The sequence below is a fragment of the Photorhabdus africana genome (genome assembly GCF_035181445.1).
Classification (GTDB): Bacteria; Pseudomonadota; Gammaproteobacteria; order Enterobacterales; family Enterobacteriaceae; genus Photorhabdus; species Photorhabdus laumondii.
In genome coordinates, this window is sequence record NZ_JAXBVE010000002.1 from 92,414 (window position 1) to 119,069 (window position 26,656).

General features: G+C 42.4%; 22 protein-coding genes. 11 read left to right on the forward strand and 11 right to left on the reverse strand.

Annotated features, from left to right (window positions below; translation table 11 throughout):
- Window positions 1–19 precede the first annotated feature (19 nt).
- On the reverse strand, window positions 20–2,452 hold the full coding sequence (ybbP, locus tag SLS51_RS01525; RefSeq protein ID WP_323834855.1) for a putative ABC transporter permease subunit YbbP: 2,433 nt from the start codon (window positions 2,450–2,452) through the stop codon (window positions 20–22).
- Window positions 2,449–3,135 carry a putative ABC transporter ATP-binding protein YbbA gene (gene ybbA, locus SLS51_RS01530; RefSeq protein ID WP_323834857.1) on the reverse strand — a complete coding sequence of 229 codons (687 nt, stop codon included), beginning with the start codon at window positions 3,133–3,135 and terminating at the stop codon, window positions 2,449–2,451. Before ybbA ends, ybbP begins: the two co-directional genes overlap by 4 nt.
- Here ybbA and tesA point away from each other — a divergent pair.
- The 5 genes from tesA (at window position 3,106) to SLS51_RS01555 (ending at window position 6,930) form a co-directional block, all read left to right on the forward strand.
- A complete protein-coding gene (gene tesA, locus SLS51_RS01535) occupies window positions 3,106–3,738 on the forward strand; it encodes a multifunctional acyl-CoA thioesterase I/protease I/lysophospholipase L1 (protein WP_323835032.1) in 633 nt (210 codons plus the stop codon). The two genes, ybbA and tesA, sit on opposite strands and share 30 nt — an antisense overlap.
- Before the next feature lie 77 nt (window positions 3,739–3,815).
- Window positions 3,816–4,601, forward strand: coding sequence for an SDR family oxidoreductase (locus SLS51_RS01540; protein ID WP_323834859.1), 786 nt, complete (start codon window positions 3,816–3,818; stop codon window positions 4,599–4,601).
- Window positions 4,602–4,669: 68 nt separating this feature from the next.
- Complete coding sequence (locus SLS51_RS01545; protein ID WP_323834861.1) at window positions 4,670–5,527, forward strand: co-chaperone YbbN; 858 nt, start codon at window positions 4,670–4,672, stop codon at window positions 5,525–5,527.
- Between the two features lie 24 nt (window positions 5,528–5,551).
- A complete protein-coding gene (locus SLS51_RS01550) occupies window positions 5,552–6,472 on the forward strand; it encodes an SPFH domain-containing protein (protein WP_323834863.1) in 921 nt (306 codons plus the stop codon).
- 2 nt (window positions 6,473–6,474) lie between these two features.
- A complete protein-coding gene (locus SLS51_RS01555; RefSeq protein ID WP_323834865.1) occupies window positions 6,475–6,930 on the forward strand; it encodes an NfeD family protein in 456 nt (151 codons plus the stop codon).
- Here SLS51_RS01555 and cueR read toward each other — a convergent pair.
- A complete protein-coding gene (cueR, locus tag SLS51_RS01560) occupies window positions 6,924–7,325 on the reverse strand; it encodes a Cu(I)-responsive transcriptional regulator (protein ID WP_323834867.1) in 402 nt (133 codons plus the stop codon). The genes SLS51_RS01555 and cueR overlap by 7 nt on opposite strands.
- Window positions 7,326–7,455: 130 nt before the next feature.
- Between cueR and copA the strand changes: the two genes are divergently transcribed.
- Complete coding sequence (copA, locus tag SLS51_RS01565; protein WP_323834869.1) at window positions 7,456–10,191, forward strand: copper-exporting P-type ATPase CopA; 2,736 nt, start codon at window positions 7,456–7,458, stop codon at window positions 10,189–10,191.
- A 126-nt stretch (window positions 10,192–10,317) separates the two neighbouring features.
- Here the strand turns inward: copA and SLS51_RS01570 are convergent, their stop codons facing one another.
- On the reverse strand, window positions 10,318–10,635 hold the full coding sequence (locus tag SLS51_RS01570; protein ID WP_011147964.1) for a type II toxin-antitoxin system PrlF family antitoxin: 318 nt from the start codon (window positions 10,633–10,635) through the stop codon (window positions 10,318–10,320).
- A 180-nt stretch (window positions 10,636–10,815) separates the two neighbouring features.
- On the opposite strand from SLS51_RS01570, the gene SLS51_RS01575 reads away from it, so the two are divergent.
- Together SLS51_RS01575 and ybaK are read left to right on the forward strand one after the other, a co-directional pair.
- A complete protein-coding gene (locus SLS51_RS01575) occupies window positions 10,816–11,631 on the forward strand; it encodes a TraB/GumN family protein (RefSeq protein ID WP_323834872.1) in 816 nt (271 codons plus the stop codon).
- A gap of 200 nt (window positions 11,632–11,831) precedes the next feature.
- On the forward strand, window positions 11,832–12,308 hold the full coding sequence (ybaK, locus tag SLS51_RS01580; RefSeq protein WP_323834874.1) for a Cys-tRNA(Pro)/Cys-tRNA(Cys) deacylase YbaK: 477 nt from the start codon (window positions 11,832–11,834) through the stop codon (window positions 12,306–12,308).
- Between the two features lie 60 nt (window positions 12,309–12,368).
- Here the strand turns inward: ybaK and ushA are convergent, their stop codons facing one another.
- Window positions 12,369–14,027 carry a bifunctional UDP-sugar hydrolase/5'-nucleotidase UshA gene (ushA, locus tag SLS51_RS01585; RefSeq protein ID WP_323834876.1) on the reverse strand — a complete coding sequence of 553 codons (1,659 nt, stop codon included), beginning with the start codon at window positions 14,025–14,027 and terminating at the stop codon, window positions 12,369–12,371.
- A 391-nt stretch (window positions 14,028–14,418) separates the two neighbouring features.
- Here ushA and SLS51_RS01590 point away from each other — a divergent pair, with 391 nt between their 5' ends.
- The 3 genes from SLS51_RS01590 to SLS51_RS01600 all read left to right on the forward strand — a co-directional run bounded on the left by SLS51_RS01590 (window position 14,419) and on the right by SLS51_RS01600 (window position 17,863).
- Complete coding sequence (locus SLS51_RS01590) at window positions 14,419–15,636, forward strand: MFS transporter (RefSeq protein WP_323834878.1); 1,218 nt, start codon at window positions 14,419–14,421, stop codon at window positions 15,634–15,636.
- A 241-nt stretch (window positions 15,637–15,877) separates the two neighbouring features.
- Window positions 15,878–17,584 (forward strand): YbaL family putative K(+) efflux transporter, encoded by a 1,707-nt coding sequence (ybaL, locus tag SLS51_RS01595; protein ID WP_323834879.1) that lies wholly within the window; start codon window positions 15,878–15,880, stop codon window positions 17,582–17,584.
- A 15-nt stretch (window positions 17,585–17,599) separates the two neighbouring features.
- Window positions 17,600–17,863, forward strand: a complete 264-nt coding sequence (locus tag SLS51_RS01600; protein WP_323834881.1) for a hypothetical protein — start codon at window positions 17,600–17,602, stop codon at window positions 17,861–17,863.
- A gap of 134 nt (window positions 17,864–17,997) precedes the next feature.
- Here the strand turns inward: SLS51_RS01600 and SLS51_RS01605 are convergent, their stop codons facing one another.
- From SLS51_RS01605 to htpG, 6 genes are all read right to left on the reverse strand, one after another.
- Window positions 17,998–18,609: a LysE family translocator gene (locus tag SLS51_RS01605; protein WP_323834883.1), complete on the reverse strand. Its 612-nt coding sequence runs from the start codon at window positions 18,607–18,609 to the stop codon at window positions 17,998–18,000.
- Window positions 18,610–19,909: 1,300 nt separating this feature from the next.
- A complete protein-coding gene (locus SLS51_RS01610; RefSeq protein ID WP_323834885.1) occupies window positions 19,910–21,220 on the reverse strand; it encodes an inosine/guanosine kinase in 1,311 nt (436 codons plus the stop codon).
- A 98-nt stretch (window positions 21,221–21,318) separates the two neighbouring features.
- A complete protein-coding gene (wzz(fepE), locus tag SLS51_RS01615; RefSeq protein WP_323834887.1) occupies window positions 21,319–22,422 on the reverse strand; it encodes an LPS O-antigen length regulator Wzz(fepE) in 1,104 nt (367 codons plus the stop codon).
- A gap of 183 nt (window positions 22,423–22,605) precedes the next feature.
- A complete protein-coding gene (gene hemH, locus SLS51_RS01620; protein ID WP_323834889.1) occupies window positions 22,606–23,583 on the reverse strand; it encodes a ferrochelatase in 978 nt (325 codons plus the stop codon).
- Window positions 23,584–23,759: 176 nt separating this feature from the next.
- Window positions 23,760–24,404, reverse strand: coding sequence for an adenylate kinase (adk, locus tag SLS51_RS01625; RefSeq protein ID WP_323834891.1), 645 nt, complete (start codon window positions 24,402–24,404; stop codon window positions 23,760–23,762).
- Window positions 24,405–24,585: 181 nt separating this feature from the next.
- The gene (gene htpG / locus SLS51_RS01630; RefSeq protein WP_323835034.1) at window positions 24,586–26,478 is read right to left on the reverse strand and encodes a molecular chaperone HtpG; all 1,893 of its coding nucleotides are present in this window, start codon (window positions 26,476–26,478) and stop codon (window positions 24,586–24,588) included.
- Between the last annotated feature and the right edge of the window lie 178 nt (window positions 26,479–26,656).

The window sequence follows — 26,656 nt, forward strand, 5'->3', positions numbered from 1 at the left end:
GTCTGCAAATATCGCTCTTCTATCCCTGAACCCGCCGGTGTAATCCCGTACCCCGTAATAACCGGAGCCCCAGCCCACTTCCACACAATGAAAGTAACAAGCTGCTGATTATCGGTAATAACAGCCACATCTGCCATTCTGGTTGCCACGGAAAATCAAATACCTTGGTCTGTAATAACCAGAGCGCAACCTCAGCCCCTAATGCCGCAGTAAAACCCGCCATTAATCCAAGCAAAGCAAATTCATACCAAAGTGTACGACGCAGTAACTGTTTACTGGCTCCCAAGGTGCGGTAAACCACGAGTTCAAGTTGCCGTTGATGCATCCCTACCTGAACCTGTGCCAATAGCAGTAATGCGCCACAAACCATGACCAATCCAACCATAACCTCCAATGCCTTACTTACCTGCTGCAAAATACCCTGAATTTGCTTAATCATCACGCCGGTATCAAGTAGGCTCAAGGTTGGAAACTGACGATTAAGATCCGTCAGAAGGCGGCCATCTCCCTCATAATGGAAACTGGTCAACCAGGTTTGCTGCTGATTCTCTAATGCTTGTTTCGGGAAAATAAACAAGAAATTTGGCCGCAAACTTTCCCAATCCACCAGTCGAATACTGCTAACTATGGCACTGAATTGCTGCGTATCACCACTGAATGTTAGCTTATCGCCGATTTTGATTGCCAAACGCTCAGCAAGACCCTGCTCAATGGAAACCTCATCCTTCTTTAGCGGCCAGTGACCTTCCACCAAGGTATTAAACGGGGGTAACTCCTCTTTCCATGTCAGGTTCAATTCCCGCTGCACCGTGTTGCTATCCGATTCTTTGGCTTCTGCCCACACGATAGCTGACTGACCATTAATTTCCGTCAAGCGAGCCAATACCACCGGATAGAATGCCGTAGGTTTAACTTGATACTGAGCCAGCAAATGTTCTACTTGTGGAATTTGCTGTCCAGTCATATTAATCAGAAAATAGTTTGGACTATCCGGTGGCAATTGGTGCTGCCAACGGTCAAGCAAGTCTCCCCGGACCACCAGCAACAAAGCAAATAACATAAATGATAAAGAGAAAGCCGCCAATTGAGCGACTGTCTGAAACGGCTGCCGCAGTAGTCGATTAACCGCCAGACGAAAACTGAGTTGGCGGAGTTTCAAATGACGTAATAACCATAACCCTCCCCAACCAAACACGGCCAGTAATAGCGCAACCATCATCATGCCTGCAAGTAACGCCCATAACATGGGCTTGGTGCCAACTAACAGACTCAGCCCACTAATGACCACCAATACCGCCAACGGCAAGTAATAACGCAACGGCCAGATAGGCGCGACAATATCATCACGCAGCACCCGTGATGGTTGGGTTGCCATTAACTGCTTGTACGGACGTATTCCCACCAGTAAAGCGATAACAGATAACGCGCCTAATGCCCATATCCACGGCCAGAATCCTGCTACTGGTAAGGTCTTCGGCAACATAGGCGCCAAAATCTGCACGAGCAGATATTCAAACATCAATCCCAGAAGTGTCCCCACCAGCGCCGCCGCACTCAATATCACCAGCCATTGACCAATTATCCATTTACGCAACGCCCAACGCCCCGCCCCCAGTGTTTTAAGCACAGCAATCAAATCATGGCGGCTACGGCAATAGTGAGTCATTGATACGGCTACCGCGGCGACAGCGAGTAATAACGTCAGCAAAGCCGATAACAACAAGAATTGCTGTGCCCTTTCAATCGTTTTTGCCAGCGCCCCACTATCTTGTTTCAAGGTATACCAACGCTGATCAGCTTTAAGTTGGGGATCAATGAGCTGCTGATACTGATAAACCGCTTCTTTATCACCCGAAAACATATAACGATAAGTCAGACGGCTACCCGGCTGAATCGCTCCGGTAGATTGCGCATCATCAAGACTGATTAAAATCCGTGGCGCAATCTGAAAGGGATTGAAACCACTGTCTGGTTCCTGAATTAATTCTCCGCTCACCTTAAGCGTGGTATCACCCACATCGAGATTATCGCCCACTTTGATTTTCAATAGTTCAAGCAAACGAGGCGCAACCAGTACCGTACCTTTTTCTACTTTCAAACCCGGTGGCTGGGTTTCCAGTTCACCATATAACGGGTAATGACTGTCTGCGGCTTTTACATTCGCAAGTTGAGGAATGTCCCCGGCATAAGTCATTGTGGTGAAAGAGAGCTGGCGACTTAATTTTAATCCCAGTTTTTTCGCCTGCTGTAACCATTCCTCATCTACCGGATAAGCAGCACGCAGGACTAAATCACCCGCCAGAAAATCCCGACTCTGGTAATGAACACTTTGATCAATGCGATCACTGATCCTGCCCAAGGCCAGTACACAAGCTACCGCCAAGGTAAGAGATAACCAGACAATCAATAAAGCAGGTGTGCGCCACTCGCGCCAAAACCAACGCCAAATCATCTTTCTTCCCTCAATTTTCCATCAACCAACCTCAAGCAACGTTGACAACGGGCCGCAAGCTGGCTGTCATGAGTGACTAAAATTAATGTTGTGGCATAATCACGATTCAGAGAAAACAGTAAATCAGCAATACGATCACCGGTTTGCCGATCCAGATTACCTGTTGGCTCATCAGCAAACAGAATTTTAGGTTGGCTGCTGAATGCCCGTGCCAATGCCACCCTCTGTTGTTCACCGCCAGAAAGTTGTGCCGGCATATGTTTCAAACGCTTCCCCAATCCCAATTGTTCAAGCAATTCAACCGCCTGTTTCCTACTACTATTTTCAGACTCACCACGTAATAAAGCAGGAAGCTGGACATTCTCTAATGCATTTAACGTCGGAATTAACATAAATGACTGAAAGACAAAACCAACACTTTCGGCCCGGAGTTGCGCCCGCTGCTCCTCATTCATCTGGCTTAAATTATGCCCTAGCAGCCGAACCTCGCCGTCACTGCCATCATCTAACCCGGCAATAATGCCAAGTAATGTGGATTTACCCGAACCCGACTCTCCCACCAAAGCAATAGTCTGTGCCGACTCGACAACCAACTCAACTCCCTGCAATATAGTGATCTTATGTTCTCCCTGACCAACGTGCTTACTGAGATGCTGAACTTCAAGAATATTCCCCGTTACCATTTACTTTTCCTTTTACTGATGGTGCTATTTAGCGCCAGAGCGACTGCGGCTGATACCCTTCTGATTCTCGGTGATAGCCTTAGTGCCGGTTACCATTTGCCCATTGAACAGTCATGGCCTGCTTTGATGGAAAAAAAGTGGCAAAAATCTGGCAATAAAATCACGGTCATCAACGGCAGCATCAGCGGCAATACCGCCGCTCAGGGCCTTGAGCGGCTACCTGAATTACTTAAACAACATAAACCCCGTTGGGTACTGATAGAACTGGGTGCCAACGATGGACTACGCGGTTTTCCCCCACAACAAACAGAACAAGATCTGCAACAGATCATTACTTTAGTGAAACAAGCCAATATTCAGCCTTTATTGATGCAGATCCGTCTGCCACCAAATTATGGGCGCCGTTATACCGAATCTTTTGCCAAGATTTACCCCAAACTGGCAGAACATAATCAAATCCCTCTGCTCCCGTTTTATATGGAAAAAGTCGCTATTAAACCGGAGTGGGTGCAACAAGATGGGTTACATCCCAATCTGGCAGCCCAACCATTTATCGCCGACTGGATGTCTGACACACTATCAGCACATCTTAATTATTCTTAAGTAGTAAACTCTTAGTTTCAATAAATTATAGTAAACTATTAATTTTAACAAATTGATGTCTATAAACAGGTAAAGTTATGCAAAAGTCAGTTCTTATCACAGGCTGTTCCAGTGGAATTGGTCTGGTGGCGGCCAAAACACTACATCAGCGAGGCTATCGAGTCTTAGCCGCTTGCCGGAAACCCGCAGATTTACAGCATATGCGCGAGTTAGGACTGGAACCTATCGAATTGGATCTTGATGACAAAATGAGTGTTGAACGCGCCGCCGCCGAGGTCATCAGGCTAACCAATGGCCGTCTTTACGGGCTGTTTAATAATGGCGGCTTTGGTATTTATGGCCCACTCAATACTATCAGTCGTGAACAACTGGAACGGCAATTCTCTACCAATCTATTTGGTACACATCAACTTACCTGCTTATTACTTCCCGCAATGCAACTTCATGGTGAAGGCCGCATTATCCAAACTAGTTCAGTATTGGGGCTGATTTCAATCCCAAGCCGTGGTGCTTACTCTGCCAGTAAATATGCCTTGGAAGCATGGTCAGATGCGCTAAGAATGGAATTAGCCGGGACAGGAATTAAGGCCTGTTTGATTGTTCCTGGCCCGATAAAAACACGTTTTACAGAAAACGTGAGCCAAACACAGAGCGATAAGCCTGTCAGAAACCCCAGAATTGCCGATCATTTTACCCTGACTCCCGAAGCCGTTGTGCGCAAACTGATTCATGCTCTGGAAAGTCCGAATCCTAAATTACGTTACCCAGTGACTTGGGTAACCCACGCAGTCGATATTATGCGCCGGATTTTACCAGGAAGAGTAATGGATAAAATACTGAGTAAACAAAGTGGTACAACTTGAAAGTTAAGAAAATAACCTCAATCTATTTAATCGTCCCCTGCGATAACCACATTTAAGAGACTAATTATATGTTACCAACCTCTATTGGAATTAATGTTAACGAAAGCAACCTACATCAAATCGTTGAACAGTCTATGACTGTACCTGTTTTATTTTATTTTTGGTCTGAACGTAGCCCCCATTGCCAAGAATTAGGCGTAACACTGGATAAACTGGCCGCAGAATATGCGGATCAATTCATATTGGCAAAAGTGGATTGCGATAAAGAGCAAATGGTCGCCGCACAATTTGGTTTACGCGCCATTCCTACGGTTTATATTATGCAACAAGGTCAACCCGTAGATGGTTTTCAGGGGCCACAACCTGAAAACGTTATCAGAGAGATGCTGACTCGCGTATTACCGAAGCCGGAAGAGTTGAAAGCCGCTCAGGCTGAGGAGCTTATCGCCGAAGGGAAACATCAGGAAGCACTCCCGTTATTGAAAGAAGCCTGGCAATTAGCGCCCAAAAACAGTGCAATTGCACTTATGTTGACCAAAGTGCAAATTATGCTCAATAATATAGAAGAAGCCCAGGAAATTCTGAGTCTTATTCCATTACAGGATCAAGATACTCATTATCACAGTTTACTGGCTCAAATTGAGTTACAAAAGCAAGCGGCGGATACACCAGAGATCCAACAATTGCAGCAAGAATTCGCCATTCAACCGGAAAATGCCGAGCTGGCTGTTAAGCTCGCGCTGAAACTGCACGAAGTCAGCCGTAATGAGGAAGCTCTGGAATTATTACTCAGCTTCCTGAAAAAGGACCTTTCTGCCGCCAACGGTGCGGTGCGGAAAACAATGATGGATATTATGTCTGCAATGGGGACCGCTAATACCTTGGCTTCGAAATACCGTCGCCAGGTTTACTCGCTGCTTTACTGATTTATTTAATTGTAAGGAATTGCTATGGATTTATTCGCTTTTGGTGCCGTACCCATTCTGATATTTATTGCGGTGGTTATTGTCTTTACTTGCGTAAAAACAGTGCCACAAGGCTATCAATGGACGGTAGAACGTTTCGGCCGTTATACCCGAACTTTATTACCGGGTTTGCATATTATCGTCCCTTTTATCGATCGCATTGGCCGTAAAATTAACATGATGGAACAAGTGTTGGATATTCCTTCACAGGAAGTGATTTCCCGCGATAACGCTAACGTTACCATTGATGCGGTCTGCTTTATTCAGGTTGTCGATCCTGTTCGAGCTGCTTATGAAGTCAGCAACCTTGAGCTATCCATCATCAATCTGACGATGACCAACTTCCGTACCGTTTTGGGTTCAATGGAACTGGATGAAATGCTGTCACAGCGTGATTCCATCAACAGCCGTCTATTGCATATTGTTGACGAAGCCACTAACCCTTGGGGGGTGAAAATTACCCGTATTGAAATCCGTGATGTGCGTCCACCAAAAGAGTTGATCTCCGCCATGAACGCCCAGATGAAAGCAGAACGTACAAAACGTGCTGATATTCTGGAAGCTGAAGGTATCCGTCAGGCGGCTATTCTGAAAGCAGAAGGAGAAAAACAGTCTCAAATTCTGAAAGCAGAAGGGGAACGTCAATCGGCATTTCTTCAGGCAGAAGCACGTGAACGTGCCGCCGAAGCGGAAGCTCGCGCAACTAAAATGGTGTCCGATGCGATCTCTGACGGTAACATGCAGGCAATTAATTACTTTGTCGCCCAGAAATATACGGATGCACTGACCAGTATTGGCGCTTCCGGTAACAGCAAAGTCATTATGATGCCTCTGGAAGCGAGCAACCTAATGGGGGCGATTGGCGGTATTGCTGAATTGATTGGCGAAAGCAAAAAAGGTAAATAACCATGATTGCACAGATTGCGGCGCAAACCCCTTGGCTCTGGTTCTCTTTCGGCGGCTTACTGTTAATTGCAGAGCTTCTGGGAACTGGCGGCTATCTGTTATGGACGGGTATAGCCGCTATCGTTGTTGCGTTTGTCACCTGGCTGCTACCAGGAATAGATTGGGAATGGCAAGGCATTTTGTTTGCCACTCTGACGCTGCTTTCTGCAATGCTATGGCGCTACTGGTTACGTCGCCGCCCATCAAAAGGCGGCGATACCCTGAACCAGAAAGACCACCAGCTCATCGGTATCCGAGCAAAACTGACTACAGATACTGAAAATGGTTACAGCCGGGTCAAACTGGCTGATGGAAGTTGGCGAGTTCACTGTGATAGTGAACTACCAGCCCATACCGAAGTAGAAGTGATCGCTGTTGATGGCATTACCCTGAAAGTAAAACCGATCAGTTCTCAGTGATGAGAGCAACAACCCGATAAATGATCTATGATGGGGCATACAGCCCCGTCATCTCCAGGACACTCTTCCGCCAAAGATAACAATTTACTTCTTATTTTCTGCAACTCTTCAATCGCCTTTTCTATTTCAACCACTTTATGCAATGTTGCCGCTTTTACATCAGCACTATGACGATTGGGATTGCGAAATAACACTAAAAACTCACGGCATTCATCAAGCGTAAAACCTACCTGTTTTGCCTGACGCAACAGCGTTAGTTCATCAATATGTTTCTGCTGATAATAACGGTAACCGTTATCCCCCCTTTCCGGCGGTGTAATCAGATCTTTTTCTTCATAAAACCGGATAGCTTTGCTGGTAAGACCGGTTTTTTGGGCAATCTCACTAATGTTCATTTTTTCCCCTTGACCTTACCCTTGAGGGAAGGTTTAACCTTCGCAACAAGTCAGAAATTCACTTGAACTGTGTAGATATTCATCATCAATTATCACACAAGTGTCATCACTATATGTTAGGAGTTTTTTTATGTCACACACAACTATTTTAACCTTGCAGGGACTCTCCTGTATGCACTGTGTTAACAGTGTGAAAAAGGCACTAGCAAATCGTACAGATGTGGAACAGGCGGATATTACGATTGATTATGCCAAAATCATCGGTAAAGCCTCTGCTGAATCATTAATCGAAACAATTCAAGCAGCCGGTTACGATGCGATGATTGCCAGCCAACCCGATGTTGAATTGACACTCTCTGGACTGAGTTGCATGCATTGTGCAGGTACGACACGCAAAGCGCTGGAAGCCGTAGATGGCGTTATCGCCGCAGAGGTGAATACCGAAACAGCTAAAGTTTACGGTAAAGCCGATGTCGCTACCCTGATTGCCGCTGTTGAGCAGGCAGGTTATCAAGCAAAACTCGCTTCTGGTCGAAACTCCCCAAAATCTGAGCCGCTGACATTACCTGCTTCAAACAGACCGGAACCTTTGGCAGCGGCAACCTCCTCTGTTCCGGTCGAAAAAACTGACGTATCCGTTGTGAGTGATAGCGATGAGAGCATCCAGTTGCTGTTGGATGGCATGACTTGCGCTAGCTGTGTAAATAAAGTTCAGAAAGCATTACAAAGCGTTAATGGCGTGGAAAATGCCAGAGTGAATCTTGCTGAACGCAGCGCTCTAATTACCGGTAGTGCCTCACCGGAGGCACTGATTAAAGCCGTAGAAAAAGCCGGGTATGGCGCAGAACTGATTCAGGACGAAACTGAACGGCGTGAACGCCAGCAACAAGTTTCTGACGCTAATATGCGCCGTTTCCGTTGGCAGTCAGCATTAGCCTTAGTTGTCGGTATTCCCGTGATGGTGTGGGGCATGATGGGCGATAATATGATGCTCACACCAGAAAACCGTCATATCTGGCTGACTATTGGCGTTATCACGCTTGCCGTGATGATTTTTGCCGGTGGTCACTTCTATCGCAATGCGTGGCAAAGCCTGAAAAACGGCAGTGCCACAATGGACACATTAGTGGCATTGGGAACGGGTGCTGCCTGGTTTTACTCCATCAGTGTCAACCTATGGCCAGATATTTTTCCACCGCAAGCCCGTCATCTCTATTATGAAGCCAGCGCGATGATTATCGGTCTGATAAACTTGGGGCATGCTCTGGAACAACGTGCCCGTCAGCGTTCCTCAAAAGCACTGGAGCGTCTGCTGGATCTGACACCACCGACTGCCCGTGTGGTGACAGATGATGGCGAAAAAGAGATACCGCTGGCTGATGTCAAATCCGGCATGACGTTACGTCTGACAACCGGTGATCGTGTTCCCGTTGATGGTGAAATCATTCAAGGTGAAGTTTGGATAGATGAGGCAATGCTCACCGGTGAGCCGATTCCACAACAAAAATCCACAGGTGATAACATTCATGCCGGTACGACAGTGCAAGACGGTACGGTGCTGTTTACTGCCGCCGCAGTTGGCAGCCAGACAACATTAGCACGAATTATTAAACTGGTCCGCCAGGCACAAAGTAGTAAGCCCGAAATCGGTCAGTTAGCAGATAAAATTTCCGCGGTATTTGTTCCCGTCGTTGTCGCGATTGCCCTGATTGCCGGTGCTATTTGGTATTTCGTTGGGCCAGCACCACAGATTATGTATTCATTGGTCATTATTACCACTGTGTTGATTATTGCCTGCCCCTGTGCCCTCGGGCTGGCGACCCCGATGTCAATTATCTCTGGTGTCGGCCGAGCAGCAGAATTCGGGGTACTGGTTCGGGATGCCGATGCGCTGCAACAAGCTAGCACATTGGATACCCTTGTTTTCGATAAAACCGGTACGCTGACGGAAGGTATGCCTCAAGTGACTGATATCCATACTTTCAATGGGTATAGTGAACAAGAAGTATTGCGTTGGGCGGGTGCACTGGAAAAAGGTTCTAACCATCCATTAGCTAAAGCCATTCTTGCCAAAACCACAAGCTTGGCATTGCCGCAAGTTGAACAATTCCGCACTCAGGCAGGGCTAGGTATCCGTGGTGAAGTGAATGGCACAACCTTGTTGCTAGGTAATCAAGCCTGGCTAGAACAAAATCAGGTTGATACGCAAGAATTAAAATCGCTGATTGCTCAACAGGCAGAACAAGGCATCACACCGGTTCTTCTGGCAGCAGGAGGTCAAGCGGCGGCAGTGCTATCAATTCGCGATCCACTGCGTGAAGATACCATCACTGCATTGCAGCGCTTACATCGCCAAGGCTACCGTTTAGTGATGCTGACCGGTGATAACCCGGCTACTGCTAATGCGATTGCAAAAGAAGCAGGTATTGATCAAGTGATTGCAGGTGTATTACCTGATGGCAAAGCTGAGGCAATTCAGAAACTGCAAGCAGCAGGTCGCAAGGTGGCTATGGTGGGGGATGGTATTAACGATGCTCCTGCCCTAGCGCAGGCTGATGTGGGCATTGCAATGGGTGGTGGTAGCGATATCGCCATTGAAACCGCCGCAATAACGCTGATGCGCCATAGTTTACATGGCGTGGCTGATGCGGTTGAGCTATCCAAAGGCACTCTGCGCAATATGAAACAGAACCTATTAGGCGCATTTATCTACAACACATTGGGGATTCCGATCGCCGCTGGTGTGCTCTATCCCTTTACTGGAACCCTGTTAGATCCGGTAGTCGCAGGTACGGCAATGGCGCTCTCTTCAATTACGGTAGTGAGTAATGCAAATCGATTACTGAGGTTTAAGCCTAAGTTCTGAATCACTAAAGAAATAAGTCTGCTTTAATGATGTTGGGGTGAATCGTAAAAATGCATATCCATGATCGCATTTTACACTTCTACCCCAGCACTTTTTCATATAGCAATGTCCATCCACGTTACTGCATCAAATCATCACATCTCCGACAATGTTTTCATTCAGATCGATAACGTGCCCCGTATTGTGCTGCATAGCCTCGTCCAATTCCTTAGGTAAATCACTCACATGGTACCCGACCTGAATGTCGGCAGACAGCAAGTCAAGGAATGCCCCAATTAACTGGTCTTCGTATTCAACGCTTACATTAGTCACAACAACCTCACCATTACGCAACTCAAATACCAATGTGCTACCGGTATCAACACTCAATACCTGACGGATGAACCAAGGTAACGTGATCTGACCTTTAGGAATCAATGTTACCAGCTCATAAATATCTGACATAACAAACCCCTAGTTACCATTTTCAAAGAACTAGAAAAGTAAATACAGCGGTCAAGTAAAATCTCCTTGTATACTGAATAGTAGTCAAAGAACATTCAATAGAAATGGATAGAGATACAGTTGTAATATTAACCTAGAAAAATAGCTAGTTTAAAGAATAAATGCTAAACCGGAGCTAAAATGGGACGACTGATTAAACACCTTACCAATATCTTGGGAATAAAGTCTTCCCACCGTTATCCCTACCCCGCTCACGACATTACACTGGCAGATGATAGACATTTGCATCTAGTAGGCAGTATTCACATGGGTACGAAAAATATGTTCCCACTTTCAGAAATATTGATAGAACAACTTAATCAATCCGATACATTAATCGTGGAAGCAGATATTACTCAGGCAGACTCCCCATTTCATGATGAGTTTCAATCATATCACCGTATCGAACAACGTTTATCTTCTGATGAGATGTATCAGAATTTTCAGGACTGTTGCAATGAAATCCAACAGCAAGAAGAATTCCTCAATCTATTGCCCTCATGGCAAATCGCTTTAATTTTACAAGCTGGACAAGCACAAAACCTTGGATTACATCCCCAATACGGTATCGATTATCAGCTCCTGAATGCAGCCAAAGCTCAAGGGAAAACGATCATTGAACTAGAAGGTACTGAATCACAAATTAATTTACTTAATCAAATTCCCAATAACGGCCTGCCACTATTGGAAGATACATTAACCCATTGGCACGCAAATGCCCGTGCTTTACAAACCATGATCAATTGGTGGATGGATTATCAACCTGAACAGCAAGAGCATGCTTTACCAACAACTTTTAGTAAAGAGATATACCAACTATTGATGACTGAACGTAATAAACGATGGAATAAGCGTTTACGGGAATTACCTGCCGGTCAATACCTTATCGCTGTTGGCGTTTTGCATCTGTATGGTGAAGGGAATTTGCCCCAGATGCTGGCAGAAGAACCGGATTAAAAAAAGGCCAATATTACATACATTGCTATAATAATATTGGCCAATCATATGAGGAATAATCTGTCATTTTCGTTGTTCTTATTAAGTGCGGGATATTACCTGTTTGTATACAAGCAACAGAGCCATAGCTAGAATATCAATTCCATCCTTCTATTTCATCCGTTATCCTTAATTATAAAATTACCCTATGTAATGAAATTATGACACCTGCGATCATTTTGTTAGAAAAACAGAAAGTTAGCTTTACTCTTCATACCTATGAACACGACACAAATGAACATAACTTTGGTGATGAAGCAGTGAGGAAATTAAGACTCAATGCCAAGCAGGTATTTAAAACTTTGCTGGTTGCGCTTAATGGTGAGGCTAAAAATTTGGTGGTAGCCGTCACTCCCGTTTCAGGTGAACTGGATTTAAAAAAGGTCGCCAAAGTTTTTAAAGTCAAAAAAGTAGAAATGGCTGATCCCCAAATCGCCCAGAAAGTGACAGGGTATCTCGTCGGCGGAATCAGTCCACTAGGACAGAAAAAACACTTACCAACAGTTATTGATAACCAAGCGCAACAGTTCCCAACTATATTTGTCTCTGGTGGTAAACGAGGGCTAGATATTGAATTGGCGCCGTCTGAACTACGTAATTTACTGAATGGCACTTTTGCCGATATAGCAAAAGTTTAATATCAGCCTAAAAAGGGCCGCCAAATTGGCAGCCCTTCCGATTCATCACCTTGTCAAAGATTATTGATAAACAATTTCACCTCTTGGCTCATAATCAGCCGCTTTCAGTGGTGAATGCTTCTCGATATAGTCTTTCAAAACTTCTGCATCAACAAAACCGGTGTTGACATAGGTTGGATAATTATCAACACGTGGATAGCCATCACCACCAATAGCATTAAAGTCAAGCATTGCCATGCGGTAAGTTTTATTCAGATCTAGTGGCTTTCCACCGATTTTTACCTCTTTAACACCTTTACCATCAGCAATCAGGCTAACATTCACAAACTGTGCATAAGCACCAGAGTCAACTTTCATATTAGCAATCGACGCCAGATATTGTTTGACTTCATTGCCTTTCATATCAACGTAAACCAATGTGTTGGCAAATGGATGCACTTTCAACACATCTTTATAAGTGATATCACCTGATTCAATCGAATCGCGAATACCACCACCACTCATAATCGCAAAATCAGCATCCGCGCGTTCCATCATGGCAGAAAGAACAACATGAGCCATATTAGTCTGAACAAAACGAACTTTGCTGCGATCCCCCGCCAATTTACCCTCAATAGAACCCACTTTTACATTAAGCTGTTTATCACCTTTATCTTGATAAGGCATCAGCAACTTTAACATATCCGGGTTTTGTGCAATTTCATGAGTGTAGTAAGCACGTTCAGTAGAACCACCTTCCTTCTGCACTTTCTTTTTGAGGTTAATAGGGATCAACTGATAGTGAGTCAGCTTCAATTCACCATTACGAAATTGAAAATCAGCACGACCAACATATTTACCCCACTCATGAGCCTGAACAATCCAAGTACCATTCTGACGATCCGGCGAACATGGGGTTCCTGGCACATAATCAATCTGCTTATAATTTTTATTTTCCGCAGACATACAGACCGGATCTTGTGAGTGACCACCGACAATCATATCCAGATAGCCCGCAGGCAAACTGCGAGCCATTTCAACATCACCCGGTGCATTAGAACCATGATTACCGTTGTTATAGTGCCCCATATGGGTTGCGGCAATAATCACATCTGGCTTTTCATCTCTCTTTAGTTCTTCAACAACCATTTTGGCTTCTGTCGCAGGAACACGAAACTCAACATCAGGAAAATTAGCCGGGTTACCGATTTTCGCCGTATCATCAGTCGTCAGGCCAATAACTGCAATTTTCACACCCTGTTTATCGAAAATGGTATAAGGTTTGAACAAACGTTTGCCAGTGCTTGTTTGGTAAATATTGGCAGCCAGAAATGGAAAAGTTGCCCATTTTTCCTGTTGACGCAGTATTGACAGAGGATTATCAAACTCATGGTTACCCAACGCCATTGCATCATAGCCCACCAAGTTCATGCCTTTAAAATCAGGTTCGGCATTTTGCAGATCAGACTCTGGTACACCAGTATTAATATCTCCGCCGGAAAGTAGTAACACACTCCCCCCTTTTTTCACGACCTCCTGACGGATTTCATCAACTACCGTTTTTTGCGCGGCTAAACCATACTCACCATAATCGTTATGCCAAAAATGACCATGATGGTCATTGGTATGCAAAATGGTAATGTTATAGGTTTTATCCTTCTCCCATGCATTTGCAATTGCTGGAAGTAGTGCTATAGATACAACCAAAGCACAAGCTGAGGTCTTGAACGAGAGTTTCATGGTATATCTCCATGTTTTTTTTAGTGAATTGCCATGCAAAAACAGCTTTTAAAGCTAACAAGGCGGGATAAATTGATCATTTCTTGAGACAGGTTATGTATGCTATGCAGTCATTAGATATTTATACCCGTCATCTTTCAAGTTGCTTCTTTGTTGGCTGCACTCACTCACCCCGGTCACATAGTTTGCTATGCTCCTGGGGATTCGCTCCTTTGCCGCCGCGATGCATCTTGAAATCCATTGGGTATAGAATATGTTTTGTTTCGTCTTTTCGAGTGTACTATAAAACTATATCCAAGATAGTAAAAAATCAACTCTCTGCCTAATATGTATTAAAATTCAACAAATAACCAATATACTGACTATTGATTAAGACAGGTTGGCAGCTAATATGAGCGAACAAAGCAATACCACCATAGTTCCATCTCACCCCAAAAAAACCAGGAATACCGTTTTTACTATTCTTGGGGCAATCAGTGTTTCACACTTATTGAACGATATGATCCAATCACTGATTCTGGCAATTTATCCTTTACTACAATTAGAATTCAACCTAAGTTTTATGCAAATCGGTATGATCACCCTGACCTATCAGATTACCGCCTCTTTATTACAACCACTGATAGGTCTCTATACTGATAAACATCCACAACCCTATTCATTACCTGTTGGGATGAGTTTCACCTTATCCGGTCTATTACTGCTGGCCTATGCCAACAATTTCCCGTTAATTCTATTAGCATCTGCATTAATTGGAACAGGCTCTTCAGTATTCCACCCGGAATCGTCGCGCGTAGCACGTATGGCATCCGGTGGTCGCCACGGACTCGCTCAATCTCTTTTTCAAGTCGGCGGTAATTTTGGCAGCTCCCTTGGGCCTTTGCTAGCCGCTCTGTTTATTGCTCCTTATGGCAGAGGCAACGTTGGCTGGTTCTCTCTGGCGGCATTACTGGGTATCATCGTGCTGTTACAGATCAGTAAATGGTATAACACTCAGAATTACATCAAGAAAAATCAAGCTAAAACTGGCCCAGCCATTAAAGTTTTATCAAGAAAAACCGTGATAGGTTCCTTGGTTATTTTGCTAATTTTAATATTTTCCAAATATTTTTATCTCACCAGCATCAGTAGCTATTATACTTTTTACTTAATACAAAAATTTGGCATTTCCGTACAAAGCGCCCAGTTTCATCTGTTTATTTTTTTATTCGCAGTTGCAGCAGGAACCATTATTGGTGGACCGCTTGGTGACAGGATCGGCAGAAAGTATGTTATCTGGATATCTATCCTTGGAGTTGCACCTTTTACATTAGCTCTGCCTTACGCTTCTCTGTACTGGACAAGTATTCTATCAGTGATTATTGGTGTGGTTCTGGCATCTGCGTTCTCTGCAATCCTGGTATACGCTCAGGAACTTATTCCAGGTAAAACCGGGATGGTATCCGGCCTGTTTTTCGGGCTGGCTTTTGGGATGGGAGGTATTGGCGCAGCGGTACTTGGTGATATTGCGGACAGAACAAGTATTGAACTGGTTTATCAGATTTGTGCTTTTCTGCCGTTACTTGGCATATTTACCGCTTTATTACCTAATATAGAAGATAAGAACTAGGAAAATCACCATGCAACCCCACATAAAAGTTATTTTTTATGTGGGAATAGTGCTTATTTACCTAATAAATATTCAAATAGAGCAACACAAATACCTGTTACGGGTAATTTAATCCTTTCAATCTATATTTTTTGATGTTTTATTCATTTTTTTAGCGAATTTACCTCGAATTATCTATAAAATACAGTTACACCTACCTCTTCACTATGCTATTTACTAGCCTCAGCAAGAAGGAGTCTTAATGGAGCACTCGACACCACTTATCACCACTCTCGTTGGCGGGTTCTTTATCGCTTATTTGCTTGGTATGCTGGCACAACGCCTGAAAATCTCACCGCTGGTTGGTTACCTTACTGCGGGAGTACTCGCTGGTCCTTTCACTCCTGGTTTTGTCGCTGATGCATCACTGGCCCCCGAACTGGCAGAAATTGGCGTCATCTTATTGATGTTTGGTGTTGGACTGCATTTTTCACTCAAAGATCTGCTAGCCGTAAAATCCATTGCTATCCCCGGTGCTATCGCACAAATACTGGTCGCGACACTACTCGGAGTAGGGCTATCAGCAATACTGGATTGGGAATTATTTAGCGGTATCGTCTTTGGTCTCTGTCTATCAACCGCCAGTACCGTTGTTCTGTTACGAGCGCTAGAAGAGCGCCAACTGATCGATAGCCAACGAGGTCAAATAGCTATCGGCTGGCTGATTGTCGAAGATCTGGCGATGGTGCTGACTCTGGTATTACTGCCCGCGGCTGCCGGTATTCTTGGTAATAAGGAAGCCAATATCGGGCAGCTAATTATGGAACTTGCCATGACAGTCGGCAAAGTTATCGCTTTTATCCTGCTAATGATTGTTGTCGGCCGCCGTCTAATCCCGTGGGTACTGGCAAAAACCGCCAGTACCGGCTCCAGGGAACTATTTACCCTTGCCGTGCTGGTTATCGCCTTGGGTGTCGCCTACGGTGCCGTTGCTCTGTTTGATGCCTCATTCGCACTAGGGGCGTTCTTCGCCGGTATGGTACTAAACGAATCAGAACTAAGCCACCGTGCCGCCCAAGATACACTGCCACTCAGAGATGCTTTCGCCGTATTGTTCTTCGTTTCTGTTGGCATGCTGTTCGACCCAATGGTCCTCATTCAGCAGCCTCTATCGATACTGGCAACGTTGGCAATCATTATTATTGGTAAGTCCGCCGCTGCAATGTTACTCGTAAAAATGTTCGGCCACTCACGCCGCACCGCATTGACGATTTCAGTCAGTCTGGCACAAATTGGTGAATTTGCCTTTATTCTGGCCGGTCTTGGAGTTGCACTCGGCCTGCTTGATGGCAATGCCCGTAACCTTGTTCTGGCTGGCGCAATTGTTTCTATCATGCTAAACCCGGTTCTTTTTAGCTTGTTGGATCGCTATCTGGAAAAAACAGAAACTATTGAGGAACAGTTGCTGGAAGAAACGCTGGAAGAAGAGACGCAAATTCCTGTTGATATCTGTGGTCACACTATTGTTGTCGGCTACGGGCGTATAGGCAGTTTGTTATGCCAACGCTTGCAGGAAAAAGAGGTCCCTCTGGTTGTTATTGAAAACACCAGAGCCAAATTTGAAGAACTTGGTGAACAAGGTATCAGTGCCGTCATGGGTAACGCCGCCAGCAAAGATATTATGTCACTGGCACGCTTGGATTGCGCTCACGCCCTATTACTAACAATTCCTAATGGCTATGAAGCGGGTGAAATTGTCGCCAGCGCAAGAGAAGCCCGCCCGGATATTAATATTATCGTCCGAGCCGACTATGACGATGAAGTTACCTATATCACAGAGCGTGGAGCTAGCCACGTCATTATTGGCGAATATGAAATTGCTAAAACAATGGCAACTGTATTCGCCAACAGTGAGCAAAGCTATTCGATTGAACCCCCTCCAGCATCGCCTTTTTCGCCATCACTTTGAGGAAAGAGACTGCTGATGAAATCATTCCCTATTCCTTACCAAGTAGGGATCATGAGCCGTTCTTATCACTTAAGTATCAGTGATAAGAACGGCTCAGAGGGAACAAAACTTTCAGTTAAAGTATCCGCTTTACTCAATTCTGTACAACAAAAATCAATCGGATTATCAATTAATCCTTATCCCATTCAAAACAAGATTCAGCAACTCATTGAGGTAAATATTTTTTTATTCATAGCGGGTAAATACCATGTATTGAATTTTTTGCGTTGCTTAACATGATCATGGTATTTACCCAGCTACAATTAAGGAAACTCCATACAATCCAGGCTACCTTCAACCACTATTAGCTTAATAAGACTATTAATGAAAAAGCCAATCAGTCGGGAGGTCGCAATATCGAACATCCGATTACGTCAAAGATATAAAACACCTTTCATTGACGTGTAAAACATTGAAACAGAGAAAACACATAACACTAAAGAAGCAAAACGATAAAACAAATCGGGTTTTAAAATTCCTTTTCCCAACTTTCCTACATATAACATTTTCCCGACTCCCACCCAAATCAGGGAAACGGGTAATAACGCACAAACAAAAACCGTCATGCATGGAATGTATTCTGACCACAAAGTAAATGCAGTAAGAGGAAATATATATGTAGCAAACACAAAAGCCTTAGGATTCAGCAATGTGGCAAATAATACCGTGATAAAATGGATTTTTGCTACGTTCTTGTCTAATGAGAAATGCCAAACTTTAAAAGCCAGATAAGCAATGTATGTCGAAGCACACATCTTTAAGACGACCAGTGCCCATACGAAAGCATAAGAGACTGTAGATAAAAATAACCCCCACAAACTAATTGCTGTTATATAACCCAATGCCTCAGCTAATATCAGCCTGAGTGTACTAATAAAACCATGTGAATATCCAGATGATACCAAAAGAGTATTTGTCGGTCCCGGCATAATTAAGACCATACTCACCATACTGGCAATTCTTATATAATCGTAGTAACTATTCATAGTATCCTCAGTGGCTGTTATACATAATAATTAATTACTTTAAATATAATAGGAAATTTTTAATAAAAAATTTCATCATTCTCCTTCCTCTCTTTAAATTAACAATAATAAGTTACGATCATTAAATACCATTACTTTCACTTATACCCGTTATCCTTCAAGTCGCCTCTTTGTTGGCTGCACTCGCTCACCCCGGTCACATAGTTTGCTATGCTCCCGGAGATTCGCTCCCTTGCCGCCGCGATGCATCTTGAAATCCATTGGGTATAATAGCTATTAGCTTCGTCTTTTCTTCAAATATTAATAATTTCAATAACTCCAATTCAATAATAAAAGATACACAAAACCTGTCCTAATATAGGCCACAAATTCAAATAATTATAGCAAACAAAAACTATTTCGCTAAATGATCCTTCTAAGTTATCAATCATAGCTAAAACTTCGCTATCGGAATTAGTATCAAAAAATACTAATCCACATATCAATACTATACAAAAATATGAAACTCCGTATCAGCCCAATGACTATTTCTAGAATATAGCAGCCCCAATCCATATATAACTAATATCATTTCTATATATAGCAGATATCATTTCAATATATAAAGAATATCATTTCAATATACAGCTAGTATCATTTCAGTATATTACTAATAAAGGAGTATTCTCTAACCAATCATCTTGATTATAATTAGTAAAATCAACAATTGAAAAATCAGTTCCAAGATTTTTAAAAATTGTGATTTTAGTCCAAATTCTTCCTTTAGCTAATCCCTATTATAATAAATAGAAAAATTAGGTAAATAATCAAATCAGTATGAATAGGATGGGTGATTTTAGCGGTATCTATACCCGTTATCTTTCAAGTTGCTTCTTTGTTGGCTGCACTCTCTCACCCCGGTCACATAGTTATCTATGCTCCCGGGGATTCATTCCCTTGCCGTCGCGATGCATCTTGAAATCCATAGGGTATAGCTCTATTAGAAATGTGCCGATACGCGAAATTTTTATATAAAAAACAATAATATAAGTTAAATATAAAAAATAAATAGAAAATTTTATTTGCATATTATTGCTATCTGAGTGATATAAATATTCTATTCTAGGATATTTTTGAATATTATTTTCATTTATTTAAACAGATATATAAATAATAATAAAATACTTTGCTTTTTATAAATTCGATGAAAAATCATTGCTGTTAATAAAATAAAATCTAACTATCATTTACAATCTTAATAAATGATTTTATAGCTAAATTTCGGCACCTTATTAATTTATACGGTGCCGAAATTTTAAAATTACCGTTCCCAGTAAGATTCTTCCAAACTATCTTCTTTTTCGGGTAAACCACGGCTTAATCGTGGGGAATGCTGACTCAATACCTGATAGCTAACTCTGTTGGCATATTTACATACCTGAGCAAGTGATGAATATGTTAGATAAGTACGGATATGTTTACTGGAATTAGGCACATTCATTCTGTGGTGATTGTTGGCCGTTATATCATGCAGCAAAGCAGATAAAGCACCATCACCTGCCCCATTAGTATTCATGATTTTTTCTGGCCCCCCCATATAAGGTTCAATATGGGAATAAACTTTCACCGGGATTTGGCAATCAGATTTACGCATAGCACGGCTGAACTCATAACGGTTAAATTCAGCAATAGCACCCGGTAACAATGGATGGGTTGTCTGGCGCATATAATCTTTTTCCGTATAACCTGCCATATATAGTCCAGCCGGACCTGCGGTACACAAAACTAAATCGACCCAATCTAGCGCCATATCCGAAGCCAATAGTGGATCACTGAAACCAGTAAGCTCATAAGCTTCATCTTCATTCATTGCCAAAACAGAAATATTCTCAACCAGAAAATCACGCCACCATTGTGGATCATCAGCAATAACATATTTCGTCCCTAGCGTCAGAACCACAGGTACACTATGCTTTTTCGCATATTCGATAGCTTTCATGGTTGCTTCTGGCATTGGTTCTCCCGGTTTACAACGAATCAAGTAAGCAGTTAATACCAAAGCAGAAGCTTCAGCAATAATCTTCTCAGGAATACTTTCCGGTTTAAGTTGATTCATTTGCCCAGGACTGATGGCAAAAGTCCGCTCACCATTTTCCGTTACTAACGTAAAACAGCGACCAATTGCCCCGCTCACTCCCTGTAAATAGTTCAGATCAGTACGGCTAGACGTGTTACATAAGTAGCGGTAAGCATAACTGCCAATCTGAATATTACTACACATAGTGCCCAGTAAGACGGAACGATCATCGGCAAGAACTGAATAATTATGTAAAGTATTACCAATAGTGCCACCAGCAAATTCGTGGCTAATAAGATTATTATCAGTAAGTTCTTTATACAGGGTTTCAGCTACATCATCTTCAATAACTAATGAATGCCCTTGGCTGAGGTTATAGCGCTGGATAAAATCTTCATCTACTTTCGCCTCAATATCCACTAATGTCTGATCGATACCAACGATATAAGCTCGGTTATTCTCACCATCCATCATCTCTTTAATTGGCTGGAGTAAAGGATCACGCAGACTGACGGGAAAATAGTGTTTTGATTTACGTTTACCAGGGAATTTCATTTTTGATTGATGCTATAACGCCAAAAGGTGCAGCATATTAGCACAATAAAAACGGACAGGCAGCAAATGTCACTACGACATTTACTGCCAAGGAAAACTTAAGCCGCTTGCTGACGACTACGTACCATATGACGAATTAGAACAGACACCACCGCCAAGATCAGCCCAAGGAAAGCACTGCCTATTAAGATAAGTAGACGCTTCGGTGAATCTTTCGCTGTCGGCTCATAAGGAGCCTGCATATATCTAAATGGTTGGAAGTTAACTTTATCTACTTTAAGTGCTTTCAGCTCTTTTATATAGAACAAACGGTTACGTAAGTCAGCATCAATCAAAGTGGGATCTTTTATCTCCTCTGTAATCTGCAACTTACGTTGTAATGCATCAGCCCCCAAAGCAATGGAATAATCTGGATCGTCTTTGATCATTGCTCCTTCACTGGAAATAGGCTTTTTAATTCCTGCCGAATTAGCGATAGATAATGCATGTTTCAATCGCTCAACATTAGCTTCCTGTATATTATTCACACGGTTTAAATCAACGTTATACAAACCTTCAGAGTAACTAAGCTTCTGTTTTACCATATCACTTAATTCACTCTTCACCTGTTCATGGACAACAGACGACACATAGTCAATATAGCCATTTAACAGATTATATGCATCTTCTGCGGTTCCAGCACTGAAAGTCAATTTAGTTTCACCATTTTCATCATCTTTTTCCGCTTTTGAAGAAGATGAAATATTATCATTCACAATCTTTTCAATAAGTTTTCTTTTTACAAGTGGTGAATGATCACCTGATTCAGCCACCAGATTTTTAAAATATTCTGTATTAACCAGATATTCTTCACGCAAAACCCGTGAATTAAAATTATTTAAAAAATTATTATACAGTGACGATGAAGTTACTGATGGTTGTAAATTTAAAACCTCTAACTTAGTCAGGATATCTTTAAGTGGTTGTATTTCTTCAAGTTGAGGCTTAACAATAGAAGCCGAACTACTCCACTTTTGTGGCATCAAAGATGCTGCTACAAAACCAATAACAGCAAAAAGGATGGTAACAGTAATAATCAATAACTTTGATTGAAATAAAACAGAGAATAACTCAAACAAATCAATTTCATCATCTTGTTTTGAATTGTAATAATTAAAATATTCTTCACTGAAATTAGTGCCTTTAATCGGTTTATTACTCATTATTTATATCCAAATCCAAATATGCTGTTACTAATTGATATACAAAACATCATCCCACTGAGCGAGCCTATAGGTTAATTCCCATTTACTCTGAAACAAGTATGGCAGTTCCACCAGGCTAGCATCCGTGTAGCAATATACCTTAAAAAGCCAATGAACCCTAATGATAGATTAATCCTATCACTATTCATCCCTATTTCTGACAAACCCGTTGACCAACTCTTCAAGTAGTAAAATATGACTAGCATTGTCGTTAAGCGCCGGAATATATTCAAATTTTTCCCCACCAGCATTAAGAAACATCTCTTTATTTAGCTGTTTTATCTCTTCCAGCGTTTCCAGGCAATCAGACGAAAAACCAGGGCAAAGTACCTGAATATGTTTTATTCCCTGATTAGGTAGCGTTTTCATCGTTTGATCTACGTATGGTGTCAGCCATTGCTCACGGCCAAAACGTGATTGATAAGCCATCATTACCTGCTCTGCCGGATAATTAATTGCTTGCTTTAGCAATCGTGTTGTTAACTTACACTGCTCAGCATAAATATCACCCGTATCAACAAAACGCTGCGGAATGCCATGATAGGAAAGCAATAATCTGTCTGGTTGACCATGCTTATCGAAACTCTGTTCAATAGTTTCTTTCAGTGCAGAAATATAAGCCGGATGATCAGCATAACTACGAATAAAGTGAATCCCAGGAATAGTGCGGTATTTTTGCAATACCAGACTGACACCATCAAATACAGCCGCAGATGAGGAACCAGAATATTGGGGATAAAGTGGTAAAACAATCAGCTGCTCAACATTCTGCTTAAGTAAGTTGTCAATCGCTTGTTCAAGAGATGGAGAACCGTAATTCATTCCCAGTTCAACAGGGATGCCAGCAACTCTTTCTGCCAGTAATTTCTGTTGCCGACGGCCATATACTAACAGAGGAGAACCTTCATCAGTCCAAATTTTCTGGTATAACTTTGCTACACGTGAAGAGCGGAAAGGCAAAACAAAACCATATAATATTGGCTTCCAGATAAATCGAGATAAATCTATGACTCTTTTATCGCTAAGAAACTCAGCTAAATAACGTCTTATAGCCGCAGTTGTCGGTTTATCAGGAGTGCCAAGATTAACTAATAAAACACCAAATTTACCGTTGTTCATTATGTCGATCCTTCATTGTTTCGCTAGTGCAAACCCTAGCATAATAAAATACAGATGAAAATCATGTTTATCTACGAAAACAATGAGGAAAAATCGACTAATTTACCTGATACAATAAATAAATAATATAGGATAAGGCGACTTATTAGTCGCCTTCTAAGAATCATTTAGGTTGATTAATCCAAAATTTTAGATAATTCTTCACTAATCTCAGATACCTTACGAGTACCATCAATTCTAAAATATTTGGTATAATCTGCCTCTGCTTCTTTTTGATAGTAGGATACTAAAGGTGCCGTCTGTTGATGGTATTCAACTAAACGTTTACTCACAATATCTTCGTGATCGTCTTTACGAACAGTCAACTCTTCACCCGTAACATCATCCTTGTTTTCCACTACCGGTGGATTAAATTTGATGTGATAAACACGGCCAGATGGCGCATGTATACGGCGCCCAATGATACGTTCAATAATGAGTTCATCGGGAACATCGAATTCCAAGACATAATCAACATTAATATCCGCTTCTTTCATTGCATCAGCTTGGGGAATAGTACGGGGGAACCCATCCAACAAGAAACCATTGCGGCAGTCATCTTGTTTGATGCGCTCTTTGACCAAAGCAATAACCAATTCATCAGTAACCAGCTTACCATGATCCATCAGCGCTTTTGCTTTTAAACCCAATTCTGTGCCAGCCTTAACCGCAGTACGCAACATATCGCCAGTAGAAATTTGAGGGATCCCATATTTCTCCACGATAAATTGCGCCTGAGTCCCTTTACCGGCGCCCGGAGCGCCCAGCAGAATGATACGCATTGCGTAAATCCCCTTGCTAGTTAGTTTTTATATTTTGAGAAACCGAGTCACCATACCATTTAGCATGGGGTTCGCTCAAGGAAACAGGTAAACGATTTCGGATATTTTTCTGTAAAAATAAACCACGCCCCATCTCATTATCAGAGGCGTGGTTCCCAATCGTCACCAAAAAATGATTAAATCAAGCTTTCTCAGACAACAATAGCTGATTCATACGGCGAATAAACTGATTTGGGTCTTCCAGCGTGCCACGCTCAGCAAACAATGCCTGATCAAGCAACAGTTCAATCCAATCCGCGAATTGAACTTCATCACTGATATCAGCAGCCAGTTTTACCAACTGATGATCAGGATTCAGTTCAAAATTGTACTTAACGTCCGGCACTTGTTGACCAGCCGCAGCAAACAATTTCGCCATCTGTGTGCTCATTTCATCCACATTTGTTGTGACAATTGCTGGAGTATCAGTCAGACGGTGAGTCAATTTAACCTCTTTTACTCGATCACCAAGCAATGTTTTTACACGCTCAACAAACGGCTCCAATTGCTTTTCAATTTCTTCCTGTTCGGCTTTGTTTTCATCTGCCAGTTTATCCAGGGATTCATCGGCTTTACTGACTGACTGGAATTTTTTACCATCAAAATCAGTGAGGTATCCCATCATCCATTCATCAATGCGCTCTGACAGTAACAGAACTTCAATACCTTTCTTACGGAACAACTCCAGATGAGGACTGTTTTTCGCCGCAGCATAACTGTCTGCGGTGATGTAGTAAATCTTATCCTGACCTTCCGTCATTCTACTAACATACTCTTCCAGAGAAACTGTTTGTGCCGAGCTGTCATTATGAGTAGAAGCAAAACGCAGCAATTTAGCGATAGCTTCTTTGTTGGTACTATCCTCTGCCGGACCTTCTTTCATTACCAGACCAAACTGTTGCCAGAATTGCTGGTACTTTTCCGCATCATCTTTCGCCAGTTTATCCAGCATCTGTAATGCACGTTTGGTCAATGCATTACGTAAATTACGCGTAATAGAATTATCTTGTAAAATTTCACGGGAAACGTTCAGCGGCAAGTCGTTGGAGTCAATCAAGCCACGGACAAAGCGTAAATAGTTCGGCATAAACTGTTCCGCATCATCCATAATAAACACACGCTGGACATACAATTTCAGCCCATGCTTATGCTCACGATTCCACATATCCCACGGAGCCTGAGATGGAATATAGAGCATGCTAGTATATTCCTGTTTACCTTCTACGCGGTTATGGCTCCAAATCAGCGGATCAGTAAAATCATGAGAAATATGTTTGTAGAACTCTTTGTACTCTTCATCTGTAATTTCAGATTTACCACGAGTCCACAAAGCTTGAGCTTTATTAATCTTCTCCCAAGTTACTGTATCCTCTTCACCCTCTTCTTCGCTCTTATTTTTGGTTTCAATTTCAACCGGCAAGGCAATATGGTCAGAGTATTTACTGATAACAGAACGCAAACGCCAGTCATTCAGGAATTCATCTTCTCCTTCACGTAAATGAAGAGTGATCTCTGTACCACGGGTTTCTTTTTCGATATCGGCAATCGTGTAATCGCCTTCACCAGCAGATTCCCAGAATACGCCCTGATCAATTGAAGCGCCAGCAGCACGAGTACGTACAGTAACTTTATCAGACACAATAAATGCAGAGTAAAACCCAACACCAAACTGACCAATTAACTGGCTATCTTTAGCCTGATCTGAACCAATAGATTCCAGAAAAGCTTTTGTTCCTGATTTAGCGATTGTTCCAAGATTATCGATAACTTCATCACGAGTCATACCAATGCCATTATCACTAATCGTAATGCTTCTCTTCTCTTTATCAAAAGAAAGACGAACGCGTAGTTCACCATCATTTTCATAAAGTTTTGGAACAGATAATGCGCGGAAACGTAATTTGTCAGCAGCATCGGAAGCGTTTGAGATTAGCTCACGAAGGAAAATCTCTTTATTGGAATAGAGTGAATGGATCATTAATTGCAGAAGTTGTTTTACTTCAGACTGAAATCCACGGGTTTCCTGACCTTTCATACTCATTTATTACCTCAATCTAAATCCAGTTCAGACAGACAAAATCAGACGATAATATGCAGATGGGGATAAATAAGTTGAATTTCAAGTTTGATTATCCAAAAGAATTATGAAGTCACTTTTGATCATAGCACAATGGACTAAGAGACACGCGCCACATAAATGTAGCGCTTCAAAG